Here is an 18,602-nt window from a genome sequence, read left to right as displayed (position 1 = left end):
CGTCACAGCACCTTCGCCTCAGGCGTCGGCCTCGATCATCTCGCGAATGGGAATCACGGTGCGCGCGCCGCAATCGCGCAGCAGGTCGCGCAATTCGTTGATGACAGGAAACACTTCGTGATTCCAGTCGGCGCCCTGGTTGTCGTGCGCGGCCTGTTCGAGTTCGACGATGGTGCGGTCTTCCTTGAAGATGCGCTCCGTGAACCAGACCAGCAGCGGCCACGCCGCGTCGAGCAGGAAGGGAATGGCGGGCCTGCGGATCGAAAGGAGTCCAAAAGTCCGGTTCGTGCGCTGCCGCGCGTCGAGCGGCACATAAACGATCCACAGGTCCATGAGGAGCGAGTCGTCGCCCGAGCGTATTTTCAGCGTTTGATACGGATATTCCGTGCGGATCGTCATCACGCTCTGATCGCTCGGGTCCGCGCGGTTCTTGCTCGCGCCAAACACGAGCGCCTCGCCTGCGGGCTGCTTGCCCGCCATGCGCGCGAACGTGTAGTCCACTTCGATGGAGTTCTCGCCACGCCGCCGGCCAAGCGAACGCGCCCGCATCTGGCCCATCTGGCGGCGGTGCAGAAACTGGTGATTCATGTCCATCAGATTCTCGTGCATGAACGAGTAGTGGCACTTCACCTCCTGCCCGAAGCGGCGCGTCTTGTATGCCTTGTCCGTGACTGAATCCAGCACGGGCAGCGGCGTTGCTTCGGCGAGCGTGGCGTTGCCGGGAAAGACGAAGATCATGCCGTGCGCCTCGCGGCACGGATAGGCGCGCACGCCGTTGGGCAGGCGCTCCCTGCCGAGGTAAGGCACGTCCACGCATTGGCCCGAACAATCGTAGGTCCAGCCGTGGTAGCCGCAGCGAAGCGACTCGCCCTCCACCACGCCCGCATGCAGCGGCACCTGGCGATGCGCGCAGCGGTCTTCGAGCGCGTGCACCGCGCCGGACGCGGTGCGAAAGAGCACGATGGGCTCGCCGGCGAAATGCGTGCCCAGCGTCTTGCCGGGCTTGAGTTCGCGCGACCAGGCAAGCGGATACCAGTGATCGGGATGAATGGGCACTCGGCGCAGGTCGCGCGGTTCCTGCAAATGTGACTCGATCGTATAGCCGTCGGGGAAAGGCATTGCGCGCATGCGGAGAAACTCCTTGTCGAGTCCGTCGATATGGTCGTTATCGTCGTTCCGGGAAATCGGTACGTCGACGCAATTCTCGTGCCCGCCCATTCAACGCGAATGGCGCATGCGTGTCGATCAGTGTTTTGCCGGAAAGCACGCGATGATGGCCGCCTGGACCTTGACGATGGCGGCGTCGCGCAGCGAACTGTTGCGCCACCCGAGCTCCACGGGATAGCGCGGCAGATCGATCGGACACTCGAGCAGCTTCAGGCCCGTCACGCGCGCGATCGCCTCGGCCGCGTGGCGCGGAATCGTGGCGACGCTGCGCGTGCCCTTGAGCAGAAAGGGCAACGCGGCGAAATGCGTCGTCGAGGCCACGACATTGCGCTTCAGGCCCCGCGCGGCGAGCCCTTCGTCGACGATTCCGACGACGCCGCCCGACGACACCAGGATGTGGCCTCTCGACACGTAGTCGCTCAGCGTCAAACGCCGCGGCGTGCGCGGTGCGTCGTCCACGAGGCACGCATAGCTGCCCTCGCCGAGCACCCGGTGACTCAGCCCGCGCGAAGCGAAGCCCCCCGCCGCGACGGCCAGATCCATGTCCTGATTGGCAAGCGCATCGGCGACGATCTGACTATGCGTCTGGCGAAAGATGATGCGCAGACCCGGCGCGCTGGTTTCCAGCGTTTCGATGATGCGCCGGCCGAAAGCCACTTCGAAGTCGTCCGAAAGCCCGATGGAAACTGCGCGACCGTGAAACGTGGTGGCATCGGGCGAGGCGATCGCGAGGCTATGGCGGCAACGGTCGAGCGCTTCGCTGATCACGGGCTTGAGCTCCTGCGCACGCGAGGTCGGCGCGAGCCCGCGGCCGGTGCGCACGAACAGCGTGTCCGCATAGAGCGCGCGCAGACGCCTGAGCGCCGCGCTCACGGCCGACTGCGTCATGTCGAGGCGAATCGCGGCGCGGCTCGCCCCGCCCTCTTCGAACAGGGCCTCGAATATCTTCAGCAGATTCAGGTCCACGCCGGCGATATCAAACTGGTTCATATCACATAGTATCGATATACGTTCTCGCGATTTTATCGCCGTGGAAAGATGTGGGCAGTCCAACCCCTGGGAGCCATCATGGCCAAGTCGAAAGTCGCCGCGCTGCAGATCGGTTCGTCCGCCGCCGGCAAAGCGCACACGCTGGAACAGATTCTCTCGTTCGAAGCGCAGATCCGCGCCTCGGGCGCGAAGCTCGTCGTCATGCCCGAGGCGTTGCTCGGCGGCTACCCGAAGGGAGAAATATTCGGCACGCGCCTCGGCTACCGCTTGCCCGAAGGCCGCGAGGCATTCGCGCGCTACTACGAAAATGCGGTCGACGTGCCCGGCGCGGAAACCGAAGCGCTCGCGGAGCTTTCGACGCGTTGCGGCGCATCGCTCGTGATCGGCGTGATCGAGCGCGACGGCAGCACGCTCTTTTGCACCGCGCTGTTCTTCAATCCGGGTGAGGGGCTCGTGGCGAAGCATCGCAAGCTCATGCCGACGGGCACGGAACGGCTCATCTGGGGGCAGGGCGACGGCTCGACGCTGCCGACCGTTCGCACGCAATCAGGCGTCGCGGGCACGGCCATCTGCTGGGAAAACCACATGCCGCTGTTGCGCACGGCGATGTACGCGAAGGGCGTGCAGATCTGGTGCGCGCCCACCGTGGATGAGCGCGACATCTGGCAATGCTCCATGCGCCATATCGCGCACGAAGGACGCTGCTTCGTGATCAGCGCTTGCCAGGTGCAGCCTTCGCCCGCGGCGCTCGGCGTCGAAGTGCCGGGCTGGGACGAGAACCGGCCGCTCATCAACGGCGGCAGCCTGATCGTCGGGCCGCTCGGCGATGTGCTGGCCGGCCCGCTGCGCGGTGAAACCGGGCTCATCGTCGCCGAGATCGATACCGACGAACTCACGCGCGCCCGCTACGATTTCGATGTGGTGGGCCACTACGCACGGCCCGATGTGTTCGCGCTTGCGGTCGACGAACGGCGCAAGCGCACGGTCTCGTTCATCGCGGAGTAACGCCGCGCGGAAGCGAAAGGCGCGCCGTCAGGCCGAATAAAGCCCTTCCGGCCCGTTGCGCAGCGTGCGCGCCAGCAGTTCCAGCCCTTCTCGCAGGGCCTCGTGGCTGCGCGCGCCGCCGAGGCTCAGGCGCACCGCGTGCGGCGCCGACCCGCGGCCAATCACGAAGCTGTCCGCCGTTTTCGCGAGCACGCCGGCCTGACGCAGCGCCGCGGAAAATTCGGCGGCGCGCCAGGGCTCGGCGAGCGGCAGCCAGAGATGCGGGCTCGTCGGATCGGTGCGATACGTCCAGTCCGCCAGCACTTCGGCGGCGATCGCATGGCGCGCGTCCACCTGCGCGCGCTGCTGCGCGACGAGCCGATCGACCTCGCCATCCACGATCCAGCGTGCCGCGATCTCTGCTGCGAGCGGCGACGTCATCCAGCAGTCGCTGCGTATCACCGCGAGGATCTTGCCGACCCAGTCCTGCGGCGCCTGCACATAGCCCACGCGCAGGCCCGGCGCCACTGCTTTCGAAAGACTGCTGATGACGATGCCGTGCTCGGGCAGCCGCGCGGCGAGCGGCGTGGGCGGCGCGTCGAGCAACGCGGCGGGCACGAGGTCCTCGATCACGACGAGGTGATGGCGCATCGCGATCTCCGCGATCTGCGCGCGGCGCGCTTCGGAGAGCGTCGCCGTGGTCGGGTTGTGCAGCGTCGGCACGCAAAAGAGCGCGCGCGGGGCGAGTAGCCCGCACGCGCGCTCGAGCGCGGCGGGGACGATGCCCTCTTCGTCGATTTACACACAGGCAAGTCCGTGCTGCGCGCCCTGCGTCACGAGCACACGCTCTGCAGCCACCGTGCAGCCCATGCGCGCGAGCCAGCGCGCACCCGCCTCGCGGTGCGAGCGGCGCCCGCCTTCGGGCTGATAAAGCAGCAGTTCGCCCGCGAGGCGCTCGTCGGTGGCCAGCTCGCGCAAGGTCTGTGTCAACAGGAAGGCTTCGTCGGTCGGCATCGGCACGTTCTGACCGAGATCGATCAGGCGTCCCGGCGCATGGACGCCCGGCGCACCGGGCGTGACCTGCGCGGCGGCGGCCCGCTCGCTGGACTCGGGCACGCTGCGCGTGCGGTCCTGGATGCGCGCGCCGTCGGCGTCGGGCTCGGCCACATAGGTGCCATCTCCCACGCGCGCCACCACGAGACCGCCGCGCTCCAGCTCCGCATAAGCACGGCTAACCGTGCCGGTTGTGACGCTGAGCTTCTTCGCGAGCAGCCTGTGCGCGGGCAGCTTTTCTCCGGGCAGCATCTGGCCGCCGTGAATGGCCTGTGAATAGGCCTGGGCGATCGCCCGGTACTTGGGTTCGCTGCTGCGCGAGAGCGTGGGCATCCAGCCATTCATGGTTTTCCCGAAGGAGATCAGCACGCCGCGGCACGGCGCGACGGCTGCGTCATTATCGCGCCCAATCCGCGGAAATGAAGGCTGTCATTTACTTCAATTGACTTCATTGAGTGCACGAAATTGACCCTCTAGGATGCCGTAACGCCTGACAAGGCCAAGGAGACAATCGCCCGCCCCACGGCGCGCAGCATTGCGTAGCTTCAGACGTAAGCCACGCAATGCTGCGCGCCCAAGGCGGCGCCCCACGCGCCATGACGACTCGCATCGCACGCATCACCATGAGCCAGCACCGGCTGCCGCTCGACCCGCCGTTCCCCGCCTCGTGGGACAGCCGCCCGCGGCGCGCCTTCCCGGCGACGATCGTGCGCGTGGAAGATAGCGAAGGCCGCGTTGGCATCGGCTCCGGCGACGCGATGTACGGCTTTGACGACTACCGGGATCTCTTCATCGGCGCTGACCCGCTCGACCTCGCGCGGCACTCGGCAGTGCTCGAGAACCTCAGCTTCCACGCGGGACGCCTCTGGCCGCTCGACGTCGCGCTCTGGGACCTCGCCGGGAAGATTCGCGGCGAGCCGTGCTGGCAAATGGCCGGCGGCCGATCGAAACGCGTGCGGGCCTATGCGTCCTCGGGCGTGCATCGCACGCTCGACGGCATGGCGCAGTGGGCCGAGCATGCCGTCGTCCGCGGCTTCCCGGCGCTCAAGGTGCGCTTCGGCCGCCCGACCCTCGCCGACGATCTCGCCGCGCTCGCCGCCGTGCGCGAAGCCGCAGGCGAGAACATCGAACTGATGGTGGATTGCAACCAGGGCTGGCGCATGCCGTGGGACACCCAGGCGCCGTGGCGCGCCGACGAAGCGCTCGCCGTGATTCGCCAGATCGAAAAGCATCGCGTGTACTGGGTCGAGGAACCGCTGCATCGCGGCGACTACGCGGGCCACGCGCAGTTGCGCAAGCAAACGGACGTGCGGATCGCAGGCGGCGAGATGACACGCGACGCGCACGAGTTCGCAGCGCTCCTCGCGCACGACTGCCTCGACGTCTATCAACCCGATGTCGTCAGCACGCTCGGCATGGAAGGCGCACGGCGGCTCGCGGCGCAAATCGAGGCGCACGGCAAGGTCTTCACGCCGCATACGTGGGGCAACGGCATTGGCCTCGCGGCGAACCTGCATGTCGTGGCAGGCGCTGCGCACACACCGTTCGTCGAGTTTCCGTACGACCCGCCTGAATGGACGCCGGCGCGGCGCGACTTCCCGATCAAGCGCGTGATCGACATCGACGCGAACGGCTGGATCGAGCTAAGCGATGCGCCAGGACTTGGCATCGAACTCGACGAAGCCATGCTCGCCGCGACACGCGCACACGACAGCCGTTACGACTGAAACCTCTTTGGGCCGCAGCAACGAACCAGATGCCAGCCCCATCTAAAGCATTCCGAAACATTTCAATAAAACGGAGACACACAATGAAACGCTTCACCACCCTCTTGCGCGCAGCCTGCCTGGCGGCCCCGCTCGCCCTCGCCGCGTTGCCGGCGCACGCCGCCGGCACCTGGTGCAGCGCGGGCAAACCCGTGCGCTTCGCTGGCGTCACATGGGAAAGCGGCAACTTCACGAGCGAAGTGCTGCGCTACATCCTCAAGAACGGCTATAGCTGCCAGACGGACACGGTGCCGGGCAGCACAGCGGCCACCGAAACGGCGCTCTCGCGCAACGACCTGCAGATCTGGTCCGAGCAATGGACGGGCCGCTCGGAGATCATCGCCGGCGCGGTCAAGGCGGGTTCGGTCAAGCTCGTGGGCGACACGCTGCCGGGCGGCACGAAGGAAGGCTGGTACGTGCCCGACTATGTGGTGCACGGCGACGCGAAGCGCGGCATCAAGGCGAGCGCGCCCGACCTTCAGTCCGTGAGCGATCTGCCCAAATACAAAGGCCTTTTCGTCGATGACGAGGAACCGGATCGCGGCCGCTTCCTCAATTGCCCCTCGGGCTGGGACTGCGAACGCGTGAATACGCGCCTGCTCAAGCTGCTCAAGCTCGACGACACCTACACGAACTTCCGCCCCGGCACGGGCGCGGCGCTCGACGCGGCTATCTCCTCGGCCTACGCGCGCGGCAAGCCGATTCTCACTTACTACTGGGAGCCGGCCGCCCTGATGGCGAAGTACAAGTTCGTTCAGCTCAAGATGCCCCCGTTCAACGAAGCGTGCTGGAAGACGCTGCGCGATGCCAACAGCGCACAGCCATGCGCCTCGTCGTATCTGGTCTCGCAGTTGAAGATCGGCGTTTCGACGCCGTTCTATCAAGCCGAGCCCGACGTGATGGCGTTCTTCTCGAAAGTGAACTTCCCCATCGACTTCCTGAACACGACGATTCTCGACATGACCGAGCATAAGGTCGATGCCCAGGACGAAGCGCTCAAGTTCCTCAAGCAGCACCCCGAAATGTGGAAGACCTGGGTGCCCGCCGATGTCGCGCAGAAGGTGCAGAAGTCGCTTGGCGCGTAAGCGCGACGCGCTCCACGAGATAAAACGATTCCAACGAGAAAAGCCGGGCCGCGCAACGCGGCTCCATGATAAGGAGACTTAAATGAATAAGAAGATTCTCGCGGCGCTGCCGCTGGCGCTGGCGCTGGCCGCAGCGGGCGCGCACGCCCAAAGCAGCGTGACGCTGTACGGCCTCATCGATCTCGGCGTGGACTACGCCAGCAATGTGGCGAACGGCGCGAACGGCCAGCTCGTGCCGGGCACCGGCAGCAAGCTCGTACAGATGCAAAGCGGCGTGCCCGCCGGCAGTCGCTGGGGTCTGCGCGGCACCGAAGACCTGGGCGGCGGCTACGCCGCGATCTTCCGGCTCGAAAGCGGCTTCAACGCGGCGACGGGCGGTCTGGGCGGCGGTCTCGCGTTTTCGCGCAACGCGTATGTCGGCTTCAAGTCGGACCAATACGGCCAGATCACCTTCGGCAAGCAATGGGACGCCACCGTCGATCTGATCGAGCCGTATTCGCTCAATGGCAACTACGGCGGCTGGTATTTCGCACACCCGAACGACATGGACAACCTCGACAACGGGTTCCCGGTCAACAACGCCGTGAAATACGTGAGCCCGGTGCTCGCCGGCTTCCAGTTCGAAGGCCACTATTCGTTCGGCGGCCAGGCGGGCCAGTTCTCGAAGAACGCCTCGTATAGCGCGGCAGCGGCCTACACGCTCGCCTCCTTCAGCGCGGGCGTCGGCTACCTGCGCGTGAACGATCCGATCACGGCGGTGGCCGGTTATGGCAGCGGCGGCAGCTTCGTGAACTCGATTTTCGGCGACGCGCTCGCCAACGCACGCTATCAGGGCATCCTCTCGGCCGGCGCGTCGTATGTGATCGGCAGCCTCAAGCTGATGACGAACTACTCGAACGTGGACTTCGCCTCGGCCACCGGCCGCGGCGACCTGCACTTCCAGAACTTCGAAGCGGCGGGCACCTATGCCGTGACGCCCGCGTTCGTCGTGGGCGCGGGCTACACCTACACGGTGGGCCAGGACCACGCCACCGACAAATCGCCGAAGTACCACCAGGTCAACCTGATCGGCCAGTACGCGCTGTCCAGGCGCACGTCGCTCTATGCAATGGGCGTGTACCAGCACGCGGCGGGCTCGGCGGAAAACGCGCAGATCACGGGCTTCAACCCCTCGGGCACCGACAACCAGGCCGTCGCCCGCGTGGGGATCACGCACGCGTTCTAACGTATTTCACGCAGTCCTTATTACTGAAATCGTGCCGGCGCGAATGAAAATGCGCCGGCGCTTCTGCATCGCGAGGCTTGCATGCGCCGCCTACCCTCTTTATCGGCACTGCGTTCATTCGAGGAGGCGAGCCGCACGCTCAGCTTCACCCGGGCAGCGCAGAACCTGCACGTGACCCAGGGGGCGATCAGCCGTCAGATTCGCCTGCTCGAAGACTATCTCGGCACGCCGCTCTTCATGCGGCATCATCACCGGCTCGAAATCACGGCCGCGGGCAAGCGTCTGCTGCCTACGCTGCAGGCCGCGTTCGACAGCATCGCCCATACGCTCGACACGATTCGCGCCGACCCGTCGAACAGCCTGCTCAGTCTGAACGCCGCGCCCACGCTCGCCACGCGCTGGCTCACGCCGCGCCTGCGCGACTTCCAGGTGCGCCACCCCGACTTGCGCATCTCCGTCACCAACGAATACGGGCCGCTGCACGGCACGGAGCGCAACGAAGATTGCCAGATCCGCTTCGGCATGGAACCGCTGCCGGGCGGCCAGAGCACGCTGCTCATGCGCGAGCGCCACGTGCTGGTCGGCTCGGCGCGCGAGTTCAGCCAGCCCGCCGCCGATCAGGACGCGTTGCGCGAGATCCTTGCGCAGCATCCGTGGCTCTATATCCTCGATATCGACCGGCGCCTGCTGGTCTGGGAAGCATGGCTCGAAGCTGCGGCGCTCGACGTGCAGATGGCGCCGCGCGGAGAACTGGAGTTCAGCACGCTCGATCAAGTGATCCACGCGGCCGTGGCGGGTCTGGGCATCGCCGTTGCCGACCGGCACATGATCGCGCCCGAACTGGAGAACGGCACGCTCGTGCAACTGAGCGAAGTGGAAGTGGTGGGACCTTCGGGATACTGGCTCGACGTGCGTCCCGAAGTGCAAGAGACACTACGCGTGCGCAACTTCAGCGACTGGCTGGTCGGCTACCACAGCGAACAGGGCAGCCAGCAACGCTAGCGCGGGTGCATGACTCGCGTCACGCACCCGCGTCTGCGCTTTGGATATCGTCAGTTGGGATCGATCGGTGGCCCCGGCGGGCCCGAGTCCACCTGTCTCATCGTGGCCGCGGGGGGGCCCGCGCCCTGTGCCACGTGGCCGGCGCCCTGTGCCGCGATCGAACGCGAGAGGATCTCCCGCGCTTCGCCGCTCGACGAATCGACGGTCAGTGCGTGCCCCGCGTTATGCCAGGCGCACACCCACCGCCCATCGCGCGCGCAAAGCCGCGCGTAGCCAAGCAACGAATCGCGCTGATCTTCGCGCGACGTCAATTCGGCCTGCATTTGCAGCGCGGAGCCGTTGCCCGGTTGTGCCGCGAGCGCGGAATTGATCGCACTGCGTGCAGGCCCGAGGCTGTTCTTGTCGAGGCTCGCGCGCGCCATCGCCAGACTTCTCGAGACGTCGGCCCGCGAATCGGCGGCGGCCTTCGCTGCGGCGACCTTCTCTGCGTTGGCCTTCGCGGCCGCGACCTTCTCCGCGTTCGCCTTGTCTGCCCTGGCCTTCGCGGCGGCAATCCTCTCCGCGTTGGCCTTGTCTGCCTTGGCCTTCGCTGCAGCGAGCGCGCGCTCTTCCGCAGCGCTCGGCGGTGGTGCGGTCTCCGCGCGAGCGGTCGCCGTACGCGGCGGCTGCACTTGAGCAGGCGTCGGTTGAGGCGCCGGCGCCGGTGCGGGCGGCGCGACATGGGCCACCACGGGCGGCGGCGCTGTATTGACTGGAGGCGGCTTGACGCTCGCGACCGGAGGCGGCGGCACACTGGCAACCGGAGGCGGCAACTGCGCGACGGCTACGGGCGGCGCGCTGAGCACCGTATGCGGCTTCGAGTCGTGCGCGGCCGGTGTGGCCTTGGGTCCGAGAATCGCGCCCTCCACGATCTGGGCGCCCGGGGTCGGCTCGCGCTCGGTCCGGTGCGAAATCATGTACGCGGTCAACAGGAACGCGATCGACACCACGCTGCCAATCGCATAGAAGGGCAACCACGAGCGTGGCGCCCGAGGCGCCTCATCGCGCAGCTCGTAATCGCTGTCGCGCGGCGCGCCGCCGCTGAAGCTGAATGCAGAAGGGTTCCACTGCGTGCGCGCATGGCGCGCGAAACCATCGTGCCATTCGGGCGCGACGGATTCGCTGGCCGGCGACGTGCGCGGGCCAGAGGAAAGCTGCTTCGCGCCGCACTGAGGACAGATCATCAGTGGCGCATTAAAACCGGTCCCGCAGTATGGACATCCCCACGGACCAGACTTGGATCGGCCAGGTTCGTTGAACATTGCAGGCATGGAAGCTTTGACAGGATGGTTTCGGGTTGGCTACCGGCGGCTGGTGCGCGTCGCAGCGGAGGCAACCAGGCGGCCCGGATTCGAAGTATTCGCTGTAGTCTCTACTCTATTGCGCAGATCGTTGGACGGTTGTAACAAATAGTCGATTTGAATATGAGCTACTTCGCCGCGAAGTTCAACCGGCATAATCGGCCAGATGGCGGATAAGGACAGGCGGGATTTCGACCCCCGCTGGGGCCGCTCGGGGCGTGCCATGATGGCCGCGCTGCGCAGGCAGATGGGCCCGCTTGATGCGTCCCCGCGCCGTGACATCTTGATACAGAAATCGTGTGGCTGACTGTGGCTGATACGCCATGAGCGCAGCGTTCGGAACGCCTGCGCGGATATTTCGCCCTCGATTTGCGTGCCAAATCGCGACCGCGACCCGTTTGTTTTCGGCTGTTTTTTAAGTACGTTGGTGACGCCGCGAGCCCGCGCCCCACAGTGTCACGCCTTCAACGCGTCCTTGTAGACGCAGCCATCCTTCATGATCAGGCTCAGGTTCTGATCGGGGTTGGCCAGCAGCGTCATGTCCTGGAGCGGGTCGCCCGCCACGATCAGCAGATCCGCGTATGCGCCCTCCTCCAGCACGCCGAGCTTGTGCGGATACGGATTGCGCTCGCCCGCCATCGCGAGCAACTGTCCGTTCGTGGCAGTGGCCATGCGCAACGACTCGGCATTCGAATACCAGCGCGTCATGTGCCCGAGCATCGTGCCTTGCCGTGTGGCCAGCGCCTGCGAAAAGATCAGGTCCGTGCCGAACGCCACCTTGAGCCCATGCTTGCGCGCGAGCTTGTACATGTTGTCGGTCCCGGCTGTCACCTCGAGAAACTTTTCGCGGCTCGACGGCGCCAGCGGCGCAACGTCCTCTTCGCTGGTAAATGGTTGCGTGCTCAACCACGTGCCGTTCTTCGCCAGAACTTCAGCCGTCCGGTCGTCGATGAGGTGTCCGTGCTCGACGCATTGCACGCCGGCAGCCACCGAGCGCTTCACCGATTCCGGCGTGTAGGCGTGCACGAGCACGTAAGTGCCCCAGTCGGACGCCGTTTCCACCGCGGCTTTCAGCTGCGGCTCGGTGAACGTGAGCATGTCGAGCGGACTGCGCGGGGTCGACACACCGCCGCAGCCCACGAGCTTGATCTGCGTGGCGCCCATCATGAACTGCTCGCGCACACGCAGGCGCACTTCGTCGGCCGTGTCGGCAATGGCGGCCGCGCCGGTGCGTTCGATCTCGCTGATCTGGCCGCTCGTGCGCGGCACGTCGGTCAGCAAACGAAAGTCTCCATGGCCGCCCGTCGTGGTGATCATCGCGCCGCAGGGGTAAATGCGCGGGCCGCTCAGCATGCCGGCGTCGATGGCCTGCTTCAGCGCGAATGCGGGACCGCCCACGTCGCGAATGGTCGTGAATCCGCGCAAGAGTGTGCGCTGGGCCTCCGCGCCCGCGGCCAGGTAGACGAAGCTCAGATCGGACTGGAGGATGGTCGCGATCGGGACCGCAGCGAGAAGCGAATGCCAGTGCATGTCGATGAGGCCCGGCATCATCACCTTGCCGCCGCAGTCGATCACGCGCCCGCCCGACGCGTTCTGCGCGTCAGGCGCGCCCCGACGCAGCTGCGAAATGCGGTTGCCATCGACGACGAGGGACATGCCGTCCTGCAGCGCCGCGGACTTGCCGTCGAACAGGCGAAAGTTCGTGAAGGTCGTGGGCTGGGCGGGAGCGGCGGCGCCAGGCTGCTGCGCGCTGCTGAACTCGGGCAGCACCGCGCTCAACAGGGATGCGCCCATGCCGATCAGGAAGCCGCGACGGGCAAGATCGGCGCTGATGCGGCGACTGGCGAACTCCGCGAGCGCCTTGTCGCCCAGGCAGGCGGAGACAGGGCGGATTGCATTGCCGCGGCGGTCGATTCTGGAAGCCATAGTTCACCTGTGAAAGTAAGCCACGCTTTTATTCTGCACGCCTGACTACATCGTCCTTCGTCAACAGCAGCGCCAGCGGCCGTGTCGAGCTGAACGCAGAGAAAATGATCGTGAGTGCCACGGTGCCCGGCACGGCGAGAAAGGCGCCGGGTATGCCCCACAGCGCCGTCCATGTGGCGAGGCTCATCAGGATGACCGCGGGGCTCAGGTTCAGCGACCCCGCCATCAACCATGGATCGAGCACGTTGCCCATCACGAAGTTGATCGCGGAGAGCGCAATGAGCAACGTGATCGACTCGTTCCACTGGCCGAATTGAAGCGCGGCGAGCAAGGCGGGAAGCGCAACGGATATGAGCGACCCCGCATACGGCACGAAGTTGAGCAGCACGATGAGCACGGCGAGCAGCGGCGCGAACTCCAGCCCGACCAGATGCATGCAGATCCAGCTGAGTATGCCGAGCACCACGCCGAGCAGCGCTTTCAACGCGAGATATGTGCCGATCTTCGAATTGATGGCGTCGATCACGGGCTCCATGTCCGCCTTGCCGCGCATGACCGCGGAGAGCTTGCGGCGGAACCGCCCCATCTCGACCATGAAGAACGCCGTGTACAGCAGAACGACGAGCGTCGTTGCCATGAGCGAAGAGAGCGAGCCGAGCAGCGAGGTGAGCAGCGACTGGACGTTGACGGTCGCGAGCAGCTCGCGGCGGAAGGCCGTCCAGGAAGCCTCGGTCTCCAGATGAAACAGCGCGGTGATTTTTGCGAGCAAGGCGAGCAGCGTGGCTTCGTATTTCGGCGCCACGGCCAGCATGCGGTCAGTGTCGGACAGCAGCAGTTCGGTCGCGACCCACGCGGCCACGAGGATGAGCGCGGCCGCGCTCCAGTAGCGCGCCCCCGCGCGAATGCGCGTGCCCACGTGAGGCACGCGCCGCAGGATTTCAGCAAGCCCGTAGATCACATACGACGTGATGATCGCGAATGCGATCGGCACCAGCACCGGGCGCCCGATATACAGCACCCACCCCGTGATGACTGCGATGACGACCACGCAGGTGAACGTGACGAGATCCTGTTTCATGGAGATGCTTGGGATGACGAACCACGTTGCGTTGATGTTGTAGACAGCGGTTGCGTACAGCGTGTCGCGCGGCGAAGCGGGGACCAGGCACGAGACGTTTGCAACCCATCCACGCCTCGCCGCGCACATCCGGCCCTCAATAAAGCGTCTTCGGGGCGCGATCGGCCGCCACTTCGCAAGACTAGCCGCTTTGAAGAAGACGTGCGCGCTAGCTGGCGAGGAATCCGAACAACCGCGCCGCGGCTTTTCGTTGCGCGCACATCGACTCTTCGCGCGGTCAAAAGATCTCTCCTGCATTTAAGTCACGTTTAAGCAGCTAAACGTACCTTACGCGCACCTTCACCCTCTCTTCGAAGACCATAGCAATGAGTACCATCAAGTATCGGCGCCGGGGCCTGATCGCCGGTGTAGCGGTGGCGCTTGCCGGCGCCTGGGTCGTGAGCCATGAGCACGCCAGCGCGGACGAAAGCCCCATCACGAAAACGACGTTATCGGCACCCGTACCGAAGGCAGACGACGTCCGGGGCTCGGCGCCCAACTTCTCGGCGATCGTCGCGCAGTACGGCCCGGCTGTGGTCCATGTCGAGGTCGTCAAGGAAAACCCGGACTCCGAAGACGGCCATTCGGGCGCCCTGGGTTCGGGCTTCATCGTGAGCCAGGATGGCTACATCCTGACGAACAATCACGTCGTCGAAGGCGCGGACGACGTGACGGTCAAGCTCACCGACGGCCGCAAGTTCCCCGCACGCGTGATCGGCACCGACAAGGCAGGCGACGTGGCCGTGCTGAAAATCGCCGGCACGGGTTTCCCCACGGTGAAGATCGGCAATCCGGCGAACAGCAAGGTCGGCGACTGGGTCGTCGCGATCGGCTCGCCCTATGGTCTCGACAACACCGTGACCTCGGGCATCATCAGCGCGAAGTCGCGCCAGCTTTCGGAAGATAGCCCGACGCACCTGATCCAGACCGACGTGCCCGTCAACCCGGGCAATTCGGGCGGCCCGCTCTTCAACCTGAACGGCGAAGTCATCGGCATCAATTCGATGATCTATTCGCGCACGGGCGGCTTCCAGGGCCTCTCGTTCGCGATTCCGATCGACGAAGCCATGCACATGAAGGATCAGATCGTGCAGGGCGGCGGCCACGGCAATGGCACCACGCTGGCCCGCAATGCGCACCCGCGTCTGGGCGTGGCCGTGCGCGCGCTCAGCGGCGACGAAGCGCAACAGATCGGCGTGGAAGGCGGCGTGCTCGTCGTGAAGGCTGGCGGTGCGGCAAAGGCGGCTGGCATCAGCGCCGGCGACGTGATCATCGCGGTCAACGGCATCGAGGTGGACAACGTCGAGCAGCTGCAAAGCATGATCGCGCGGGCACGCAGCAACGTATCGATCGTCGTGGCCCGCGACGGCGAGCAAATGACCGCACAGGTCGAGCTCGCGCCGCACGCATAAACCCTGGCCGGGTCCGGGCCTGACGCGCGCCAGACGCGCGCTCACGGCCCGTGGCTCGCCAGGTAGTCGATACGCTCGACGATATAGTCGTAGAAGGGGTTCCACGAAAGCCGCGTGAGAAGCCCCGCCCCCACGATCAGCGCCCCGGTTTCGCCGCGTACGGACTGGGCGCCCAGATGGATGCCCAGGTCGTCGTTGGGATCGGGGTTGCGGCCGTACAGCGAATCGGTCACCGGAAACGGCAAGGCCACGTGTGAAAGCGAATAGACATCGAGCGGATAGTCGAGCCCCGTGGGTTCGACTTTCGCCGTTGTCTCGTTCGGCGCCGTACTCTCTTCGACGACGTGCGGCGAGGTGGCGGAGGCGTTGGTGAGCACGGTCAGGCGGTAACGCAGTGGCGGCACGGGCGAGAGACGGCGCAGCGCGTCACGCATCGAAGCGCGCAGCAGCGGGCTCCATTGCGCCGTGCGATTAATGTCGAACAGCACGAGCTCGCTGCCGTTGGCAGGCAGTTGCGCATACAGCGAACTGACGATCGCGCTCGTGCTCACCGTGAAGTCGAGCACGGACTGGAACGTGAGCGTGGGCGGCAGCGCCGCCAGCTTGCCGTTGCGCGCCGCGTCCGCCACTTCCTGCTGGATCTTGCGCGTGACCCGCCACGACTGGCGTGCGCCGTTCACCGGAAACGAGTTGTACTTGAACGGATTGAATTCCGGCACGATGTCGAGCCACGCGGCTTTCGCAAACGCAGGCAGGATCGCGGGCAATGCCGCGAGCCCCGCAAAGCGCGCGAAACGCGTAATGCCGATCATCGGCGAAAGCAGGATCAGGCGGTCCGCTTTCGGCAGGCTCGGGTCGTCCAGCGCCTCGAGCGAGTATTGCAGCGCGAGCGCGCCGCCGTTCGAAAAACCCACGATATGCAGCGGCGCAGGCGCCGGCACGAGGTGCCGCGCTTCGCGCACGGCGAGGCGCGCGGCCGCCTCCCAGTCTTCCGCCGTCACTTCGGTCAGCCCCGAGGGCACGGTGCCGTGCCCCGGCAAGCGCACCGCCACCACCGCGAAGCCATCTTGCTGATAGCGCTGCGCGATGTGCCGCAGGCTATAGGGAGAATCGGTCAGCCCATGCAGCATCACTGCCACGCCGCGCGGCGCGCCCTCTGGCATAAGAGTGTATGAGCGGTTCCAGTTGGTACGAAAGTGCCCGGGATAAATCGGGCTGCCCGAGAAGTAACGATTGGCGGGAATGCGTTCGTCCGCCGGCAGCTTGTCGGTCACGTTTTTCTTCACCGAGTCGAACAGGCGGTTCTCGTTGGCGACGTATTCCTCCCACGTCGCATGATCGATTTCGTGCGCGTGCATGTCTTCCGGCACGTACGTGTGCCACAGGCTCAACGGCGCCTTGCGCTGCGCGTCGAAGAACCGCACGCCGGCAATGCACACGAATGCGATCAGCACGAAAAGGGAAATCCGCTTGATCCAGCGAAGGAGCCACGCTCTCGTCAAGAAATTCGCCATGTCCGGTCAATGCCTCGTGAACGGGTGGCCGGCCCTTCCTCGCGCTAGCGCGGGAAAACCGGCCAGATGAGCGGTACCAGCATGACGGTGATCACGAGCGCCCCGAGGGCAGCCGGCGAGCCCACCATGAAAAATTCCCGGAACCGATAGCCGCCAGCGGTGCTGACGAGCGCATTCACGGGCGTCGAGATCGGCGACATATAGGCCGCCGACGCGGCAACCGCCGTGGTCATCGCGAACGGATACGGAGACGCATGCAGGTGCGCCGCCATCGCGAGCACCACGGGCGCCATCAGCACCGCCGTCGCCGTGCCGGAAATCACGGTGCCGATCACGAGCGTCAGCAGGAAAACGGCGCCCAGCAAGCCGTGCGCCCCCCAGTTGCCGGCCACGCGCAGCACGGCGTCGGCGGCGATATCGATGCCGCCCGTGCGCTGCAGCGCGATGGAAAACGGCAGCATGCCCACGATCAGCACGAGGCTGCGCCAGTGAATCGCGCGATACGCGCTGTCGAGGCTCACGCAACCGGACGCGCCCATCAGCAGACACCCGATCAGGCCCGCGAGCACGTTCGGCACGCGCGGCGTGAGCATCATCGCGATGACGAGCGCCATGATGGCGAGCGCGTGCAGCGCCTTGTGCGGCACCGGCACGTAGGCGTCGCTTTCGACCGGCATGGCGAGACAGACGATGTCGCGCTCAACCGCCTGCATCGAGAAGATGTCGATCCACGGCCCGACCACCAGCAGCGTGTCGCCCACCTTGAGCTGCGTGGCCTGCAGGTCCTGCTCGAGCGCGGCGTCGGCGCGGCGCAGGCCGACGACCGTCACGCCGTGCCGACGCAGCGCCGAGGAACTGCGCGCGATGTTGCCCACCAGCGACGAGTCCGGCGGCACGATGACTTCGGCCATGCCCACGTCGTGCGACTGGTCGGTGAAGTATGCGCCCGACATGCGGCGCGTCGCGAGCGCATAGCGCGCGCAAAACGCCTGCACGTCGAAACTCGCGGATTCCACGTCGAGTAGCAGCACGTCGCCGGGCGCAATGCTGCTGTCCGCGGTCGCGGGCAGGACCGTCGCGCCCATGCGCGTGCGCCGCTCGATCGCGACGACGCGCGCCACGGGGTCGTCGTCGAGCCCGGTGTGGCCGAGTGTCTGCCCGACGAGCGGCGAGTCCCCGCCGACCTCGAGGCGAAAGGCGCGCCCTTCGAGCGAATAGCGCGCGACCCAGTCGTTCAGCGACGGGCGCGTGGTCGCCTCCGCGCCATCCGTGCCGGTCAGAAAGCGCCTTGCGAACAGCATCCAGCCGATGCTCGCGGCGAGAACCGGCACGCCCAGCGGCGTGATGGCGAAGAAACTGAAGGGCCGGTAGCCGCGATAGACGAGCGCGCTGTTGATGACGAGATTCGGCGTGGTGGCGACGAGCGTGAGCATGCCGCTCGTGAGCGCCGCCATGCTGACCGGCATGAGCATGCGCGCGCGCGACACGCCCGACTGGCGGGCAATGCGAATGACGATGGGAATGAAGATCGCGACGACGGCCGTCGAGCTCATGACCGAGCCCATGACGCCGACGATGATCATGATCAGCACGACGAGGCGACGCTCGTTGGACCCGCCGCGCTCGATCAGGTAGTCGCCCACGCGCTGGGCGACGCCCGTGCGCGCGAGCGCGTCGCCCAGTACGAAGAGCGCCGCGATGAGGACGATGTTCGGGTCCGAGAAACCGGCCAGCGCCTCGTTGACCGTCACGATGCCCGAGAGCGACAGCGCGACGATCATGATGAGCGCCACCGCGTCCGCGCGGGGCCGGCCGATCAGGAACATCGCGATCGCGCAGGCCAGACAGGCAACGGTCATCAAAAGGTCGGTAGACATGATTTCGCTTTGCCTGCCCAACGGGCCTGGGAAACCACCGCTACCGCAAATAGTGCCGGATTTTGAAAACTTACGTTTCAGCGCGGCCTTGGGCCGTCATGCCTGCGACGCCGCCGTTTCAATGCAACGTTTGTGAACGTCCAG

General features: G+C 65.9%; 14 protein-coding genes and 1 pseudogene. 6 read left to right on the top strand and 9 right to left on the bottom strand.

The features are described from left to right. Positions 1–18: 18 nt before the first annotated feature. Entirely contained in the window at positions 19–1,128 is a 1,110-nt protein-coding gene (locus AB3X99_RS32135; protein ID WP_069267053.1) for an aromatic ring-hydroxylating dioxygenase subunit alpha, read from the bottom strand. 117 nt (positions 1,129–1,245) lie between these two features. Then, complete coding sequence (locus AB3X99_RS32130; RefSeq protein ID WP_368619195.1) at positions 1,246–2,157, bottom strand: LysR family transcriptional regulator; 912 nt, start codon at positions 2,155–2,157, stop codon at positions 1,246–1,248. 78 nt (positions 2,158–2,235) lie between these two features. Between AB3X99_RS32130 and AB3X99_RS32125 the strand changes: the two genes are divergently transcribed. Continuing rightward, positions 2,236–3,162: a carbon-nitrogen hydrolase family protein gene (locus tag AB3X99_RS32125; RefSeq protein WP_368619194.1), complete on the top strand. Its 927-nt coding sequence runs from the start codon at positions 2,236–2,238 to the stop codon at positions 3,160–3,162. A 27-nt stretch (positions 3,163–3,189) separates the two neighbouring features. Here AB3X99_RS32125 and AB3X99_RS32120 read toward each other — a convergent pair whose 3' ends face one another. Both AB3X99_RS32120 and AB3X99_RS32115 read right to left on the bottom strand, forming a co-directional pair. Further along, positions 3,190–3,924, bottom strand: a complete 735-nt coding sequence (locus tag AB3X99_RS32120; RefSeq protein WP_368619246.1) for an aminotransferase class I/II-fold pyridoxal phosphate-dependent enzyme — start codon at positions 3,922–3,924, stop codon at positions 3,190–3,192. A gap of 15 nt (positions 3,925–3,939) precedes the next feature. Beyond that, positions 3,940–4,539 carry a GntR family transcriptional regulator gene (locus AB3X99_RS32115; RefSeq protein ID WP_368619193.1) on the bottom strand — a complete coding sequence of 200 codons (600 nt, stop codon included), beginning with the start codon at positions 4,537–4,539 and terminating at the stop codon, positions 3,940–3,942. Between the two features lie 251 nt (positions 4,540–4,790). On the opposite strand from AB3X99_RS32115, the gene AB3X99_RS32110 reads away from it, so the two are divergent. The 4 genes from AB3X99_RS32110 to AB3X99_RS32095 all read left to right on the top strand — a co-directional run bounded on the left by AB3X99_RS32110 (position 4,791) and on the right by AB3X99_RS32095 (position 9,272). Then, a complete protein-coding gene (locus AB3X99_RS32110) occupies positions 4,791–5,921 on the top strand; it encodes a mandelate racemase/muconate lactonizing enzyme family protein (RefSeq protein ID WP_368619192.1) in 1,131 nt (376 codons plus the stop codon). A gap of 83 nt (positions 5,922–6,004) precedes the next feature. Next, a complete protein-coding gene (locus AB3X99_RS32105; RefSeq protein WP_342949420.1) occupies positions 6,005–7,045 on the top strand; it encodes an ABC transporter substrate-binding protein in 1,041 nt (346 codons plus the stop codon). An 82-nt stretch (positions 7,046–7,127) separates the two neighbouring features. Then, complete coding sequence (locus AB3X99_RS32100) at positions 7,128–8,270, top strand: porin (protein WP_368619191.1); 1,143 nt, start codon at positions 7,128–7,130, stop codon at positions 8,268–8,270. An 81-nt stretch (positions 8,271–8,351) separates the two neighbouring features. Beyond that, the gene (locus AB3X99_RS32095) at positions 8,352–9,272 is read left to right on the top strand and encodes a LysR substrate-binding domain-containing protein (RefSeq protein WP_368605118.1); all 921 of its coding nucleotides are present in this window, start codon (positions 8,352–8,354) and stop codon (positions 9,270–9,272) included. A 50-nt stretch (positions 9,273–9,322) separates the two neighbouring features. On the opposite strand, the gene AB3X99_RS32090 is transcribed toward AB3X99_RS32095, so the two are convergent. The 3 genes from AB3X99_RS32090 to AB3X99_RS32080 form a co-directional block, all read right to left on the bottom strand. Continuing rightward, positions 9,323–10,495 carry a hypothetical protein gene (locus tag AB3X99_RS32090; protein WP_368619190.1) on the bottom strand — a complete coding sequence of 391 codons (1,173 nt, stop codon included), beginning with the start codon at positions 10,493–10,495 and terminating at the stop codon, positions 9,323–9,325. 573 nt (positions 10,496–11,068) lie between these two features. Next, complete coding sequence (locus AB3X99_RS32085; protein ID WP_368619189.1) at positions 11,069–12,538, bottom strand: amidohydrolase family protein; 1,470 nt, start codon at positions 12,536–12,538, stop codon at positions 11,069–11,071. 28 nt (positions 12,539–12,566) lie between these two features. Then, on the bottom strand, positions 12,567–13,616 hold the full coding sequence (locus AB3X99_RS32080; protein WP_069267055.1) for an AI-2E family transporter: 1,050 nt from the start codon (positions 13,614–13,616) through the stop codon (positions 12,567–12,569). A 533-nt stretch (positions 13,617–14,149) separates the two neighbouring features. Here AB3X99_RS32080 and AB3X99_RS32075 point away from each other — a divergent pair. Further along, positions 14,150–15,046 (top strand): annotated as a pseudogene (locus AB3X99_RS32075) (S1C family serine protease); the annotation flags it as partial. Between the two features lie 62 nt (positions 15,047–15,108). Here the strand turns inward: AB3X99_RS32075 and AB3X99_RS32070 are convergent. Further along, positions 15,109–16,581: an alpha/beta hydrolase gene (locus AB3X99_RS32070; protein ID WP_368619188.1), complete on the bottom strand. Its 1,473-nt coding sequence runs from the start codon at positions 16,579–16,581 to the stop codon at positions 15,109–15,111. 44 nt (positions 16,582–16,625) lie between these two features. After that, a complete protein-coding gene (locus AB3X99_RS32065; protein ID WP_368619187.1) occupies positions 16,626–18,458 on the bottom strand; it encodes an SLC13 family permease in 1,833 nt (610 codons plus the stop codon). Positions 18,459–18,602: the final 144 nt, after the last annotated feature.

Source organism: Paraburkholderia sp. BR10882 (genome assembly GCF_040948855.1).
GTDB classification, from domain to species: Bacteria; Pseudomonadota; Gammaproteobacteria; order Burkholderiales; family Burkholderiaceae; genus Paraburkholderia; species Paraburkholderia nodosa_A.
The sequence above is the reverse complement of the archived record's forward strand: the minus strand, read 5'-3'. Positions and strand labels throughout refer to the sequence as shown.

Coding starts and splice junctions, on each gene's coding strand:
- AB3X99_RS32090 (WP_368619190.1), bottom strand. CDS start 10,495: ATGATCTGTCCTCAGTGCGGCGCGAAGCAGCTTTCCTCTGGCCCGCGC.
- AB3X99_RS32105 (WP_342949420.1), top strand. CDS start 6,005: ATGAAACGCTTCACCACCCTCTTGCGCGCAGCCTGCCTGGCGGCCCCG.
- AB3X99_RS32130 (WP_368619195.1), bottom strand. CDS start 2,157: ATGAACCAGTTTGATATCGCCGGCGTGGACCTGAATCTGCTGAAGATA.
- AB3X99_RS32080 (WP_069267055.1), bottom strand. CDS start 13,616: ATGAAACAGGATCTCGTCACGTTCACCTGCGTGGTCGTCATCGCAGTC.
- AB3X99_RS32115 (WP_368619193.1), bottom strand. CDS start 4,539: ATGAATGGCTGGATGCCCACGCTCTCGCGCAGCAGCGAACCCAAGTAC.
- AB3X99_RS32100 (WP_368619191.1), top strand. CDS start 7,128: ATGAATAAGAAGATTCTCGCGGCGCTGCCGCTGGCGCTGGCGCTGGCC.
- AB3X99_RS32065 (WP_368619187.1), bottom strand. CDS start 18,458: ATGTCTACCGACCTTTTGATGACCGTTGCCTGTCTGGCCTGCGCGATC.
- AB3X99_RS32125 (WP_368619194.1), top strand. CDS start 2,236: ATGGCCAAGTCGAAAGTCGCCGCGCTGCAGATCGGTTCGTCCGCCGCC.
- AB3X99_RS32135 (WP_069267053.1), bottom strand. CDS start 1,128: ATGCGCGCAATGCCTTTCCCCGACGGCTATACGATCGAGTCACATTTG.
- AB3X99_RS32070 (WP_368619188.1), bottom strand. CDS start 16,581: ATGGCGAATTTCTTGACGAGAGCGTGGCTCCTTCGCTGGATCAAGCGG.
- AB3X99_RS32095 (WP_368605118.1), top strand. CDS start 8,352: ATGCGCCGCCTACCCTCTTTATCGGCACTGCGTTCATTCGAGGAGGCG.
- AB3X99_RS32085 (WP_368619189.1), bottom strand. CDS start 12,538: ATGGCTTCCAGAATCGACCGCCGCGGCAATGCAATCCGCCCTGTCTCC.
- AB3X99_RS32110 (WP_368619192.1), top strand. CDS start 4,791: ATGACGACTCGCATCGCACGCATCACCATGAGCCAGCACCGGCTGCCG.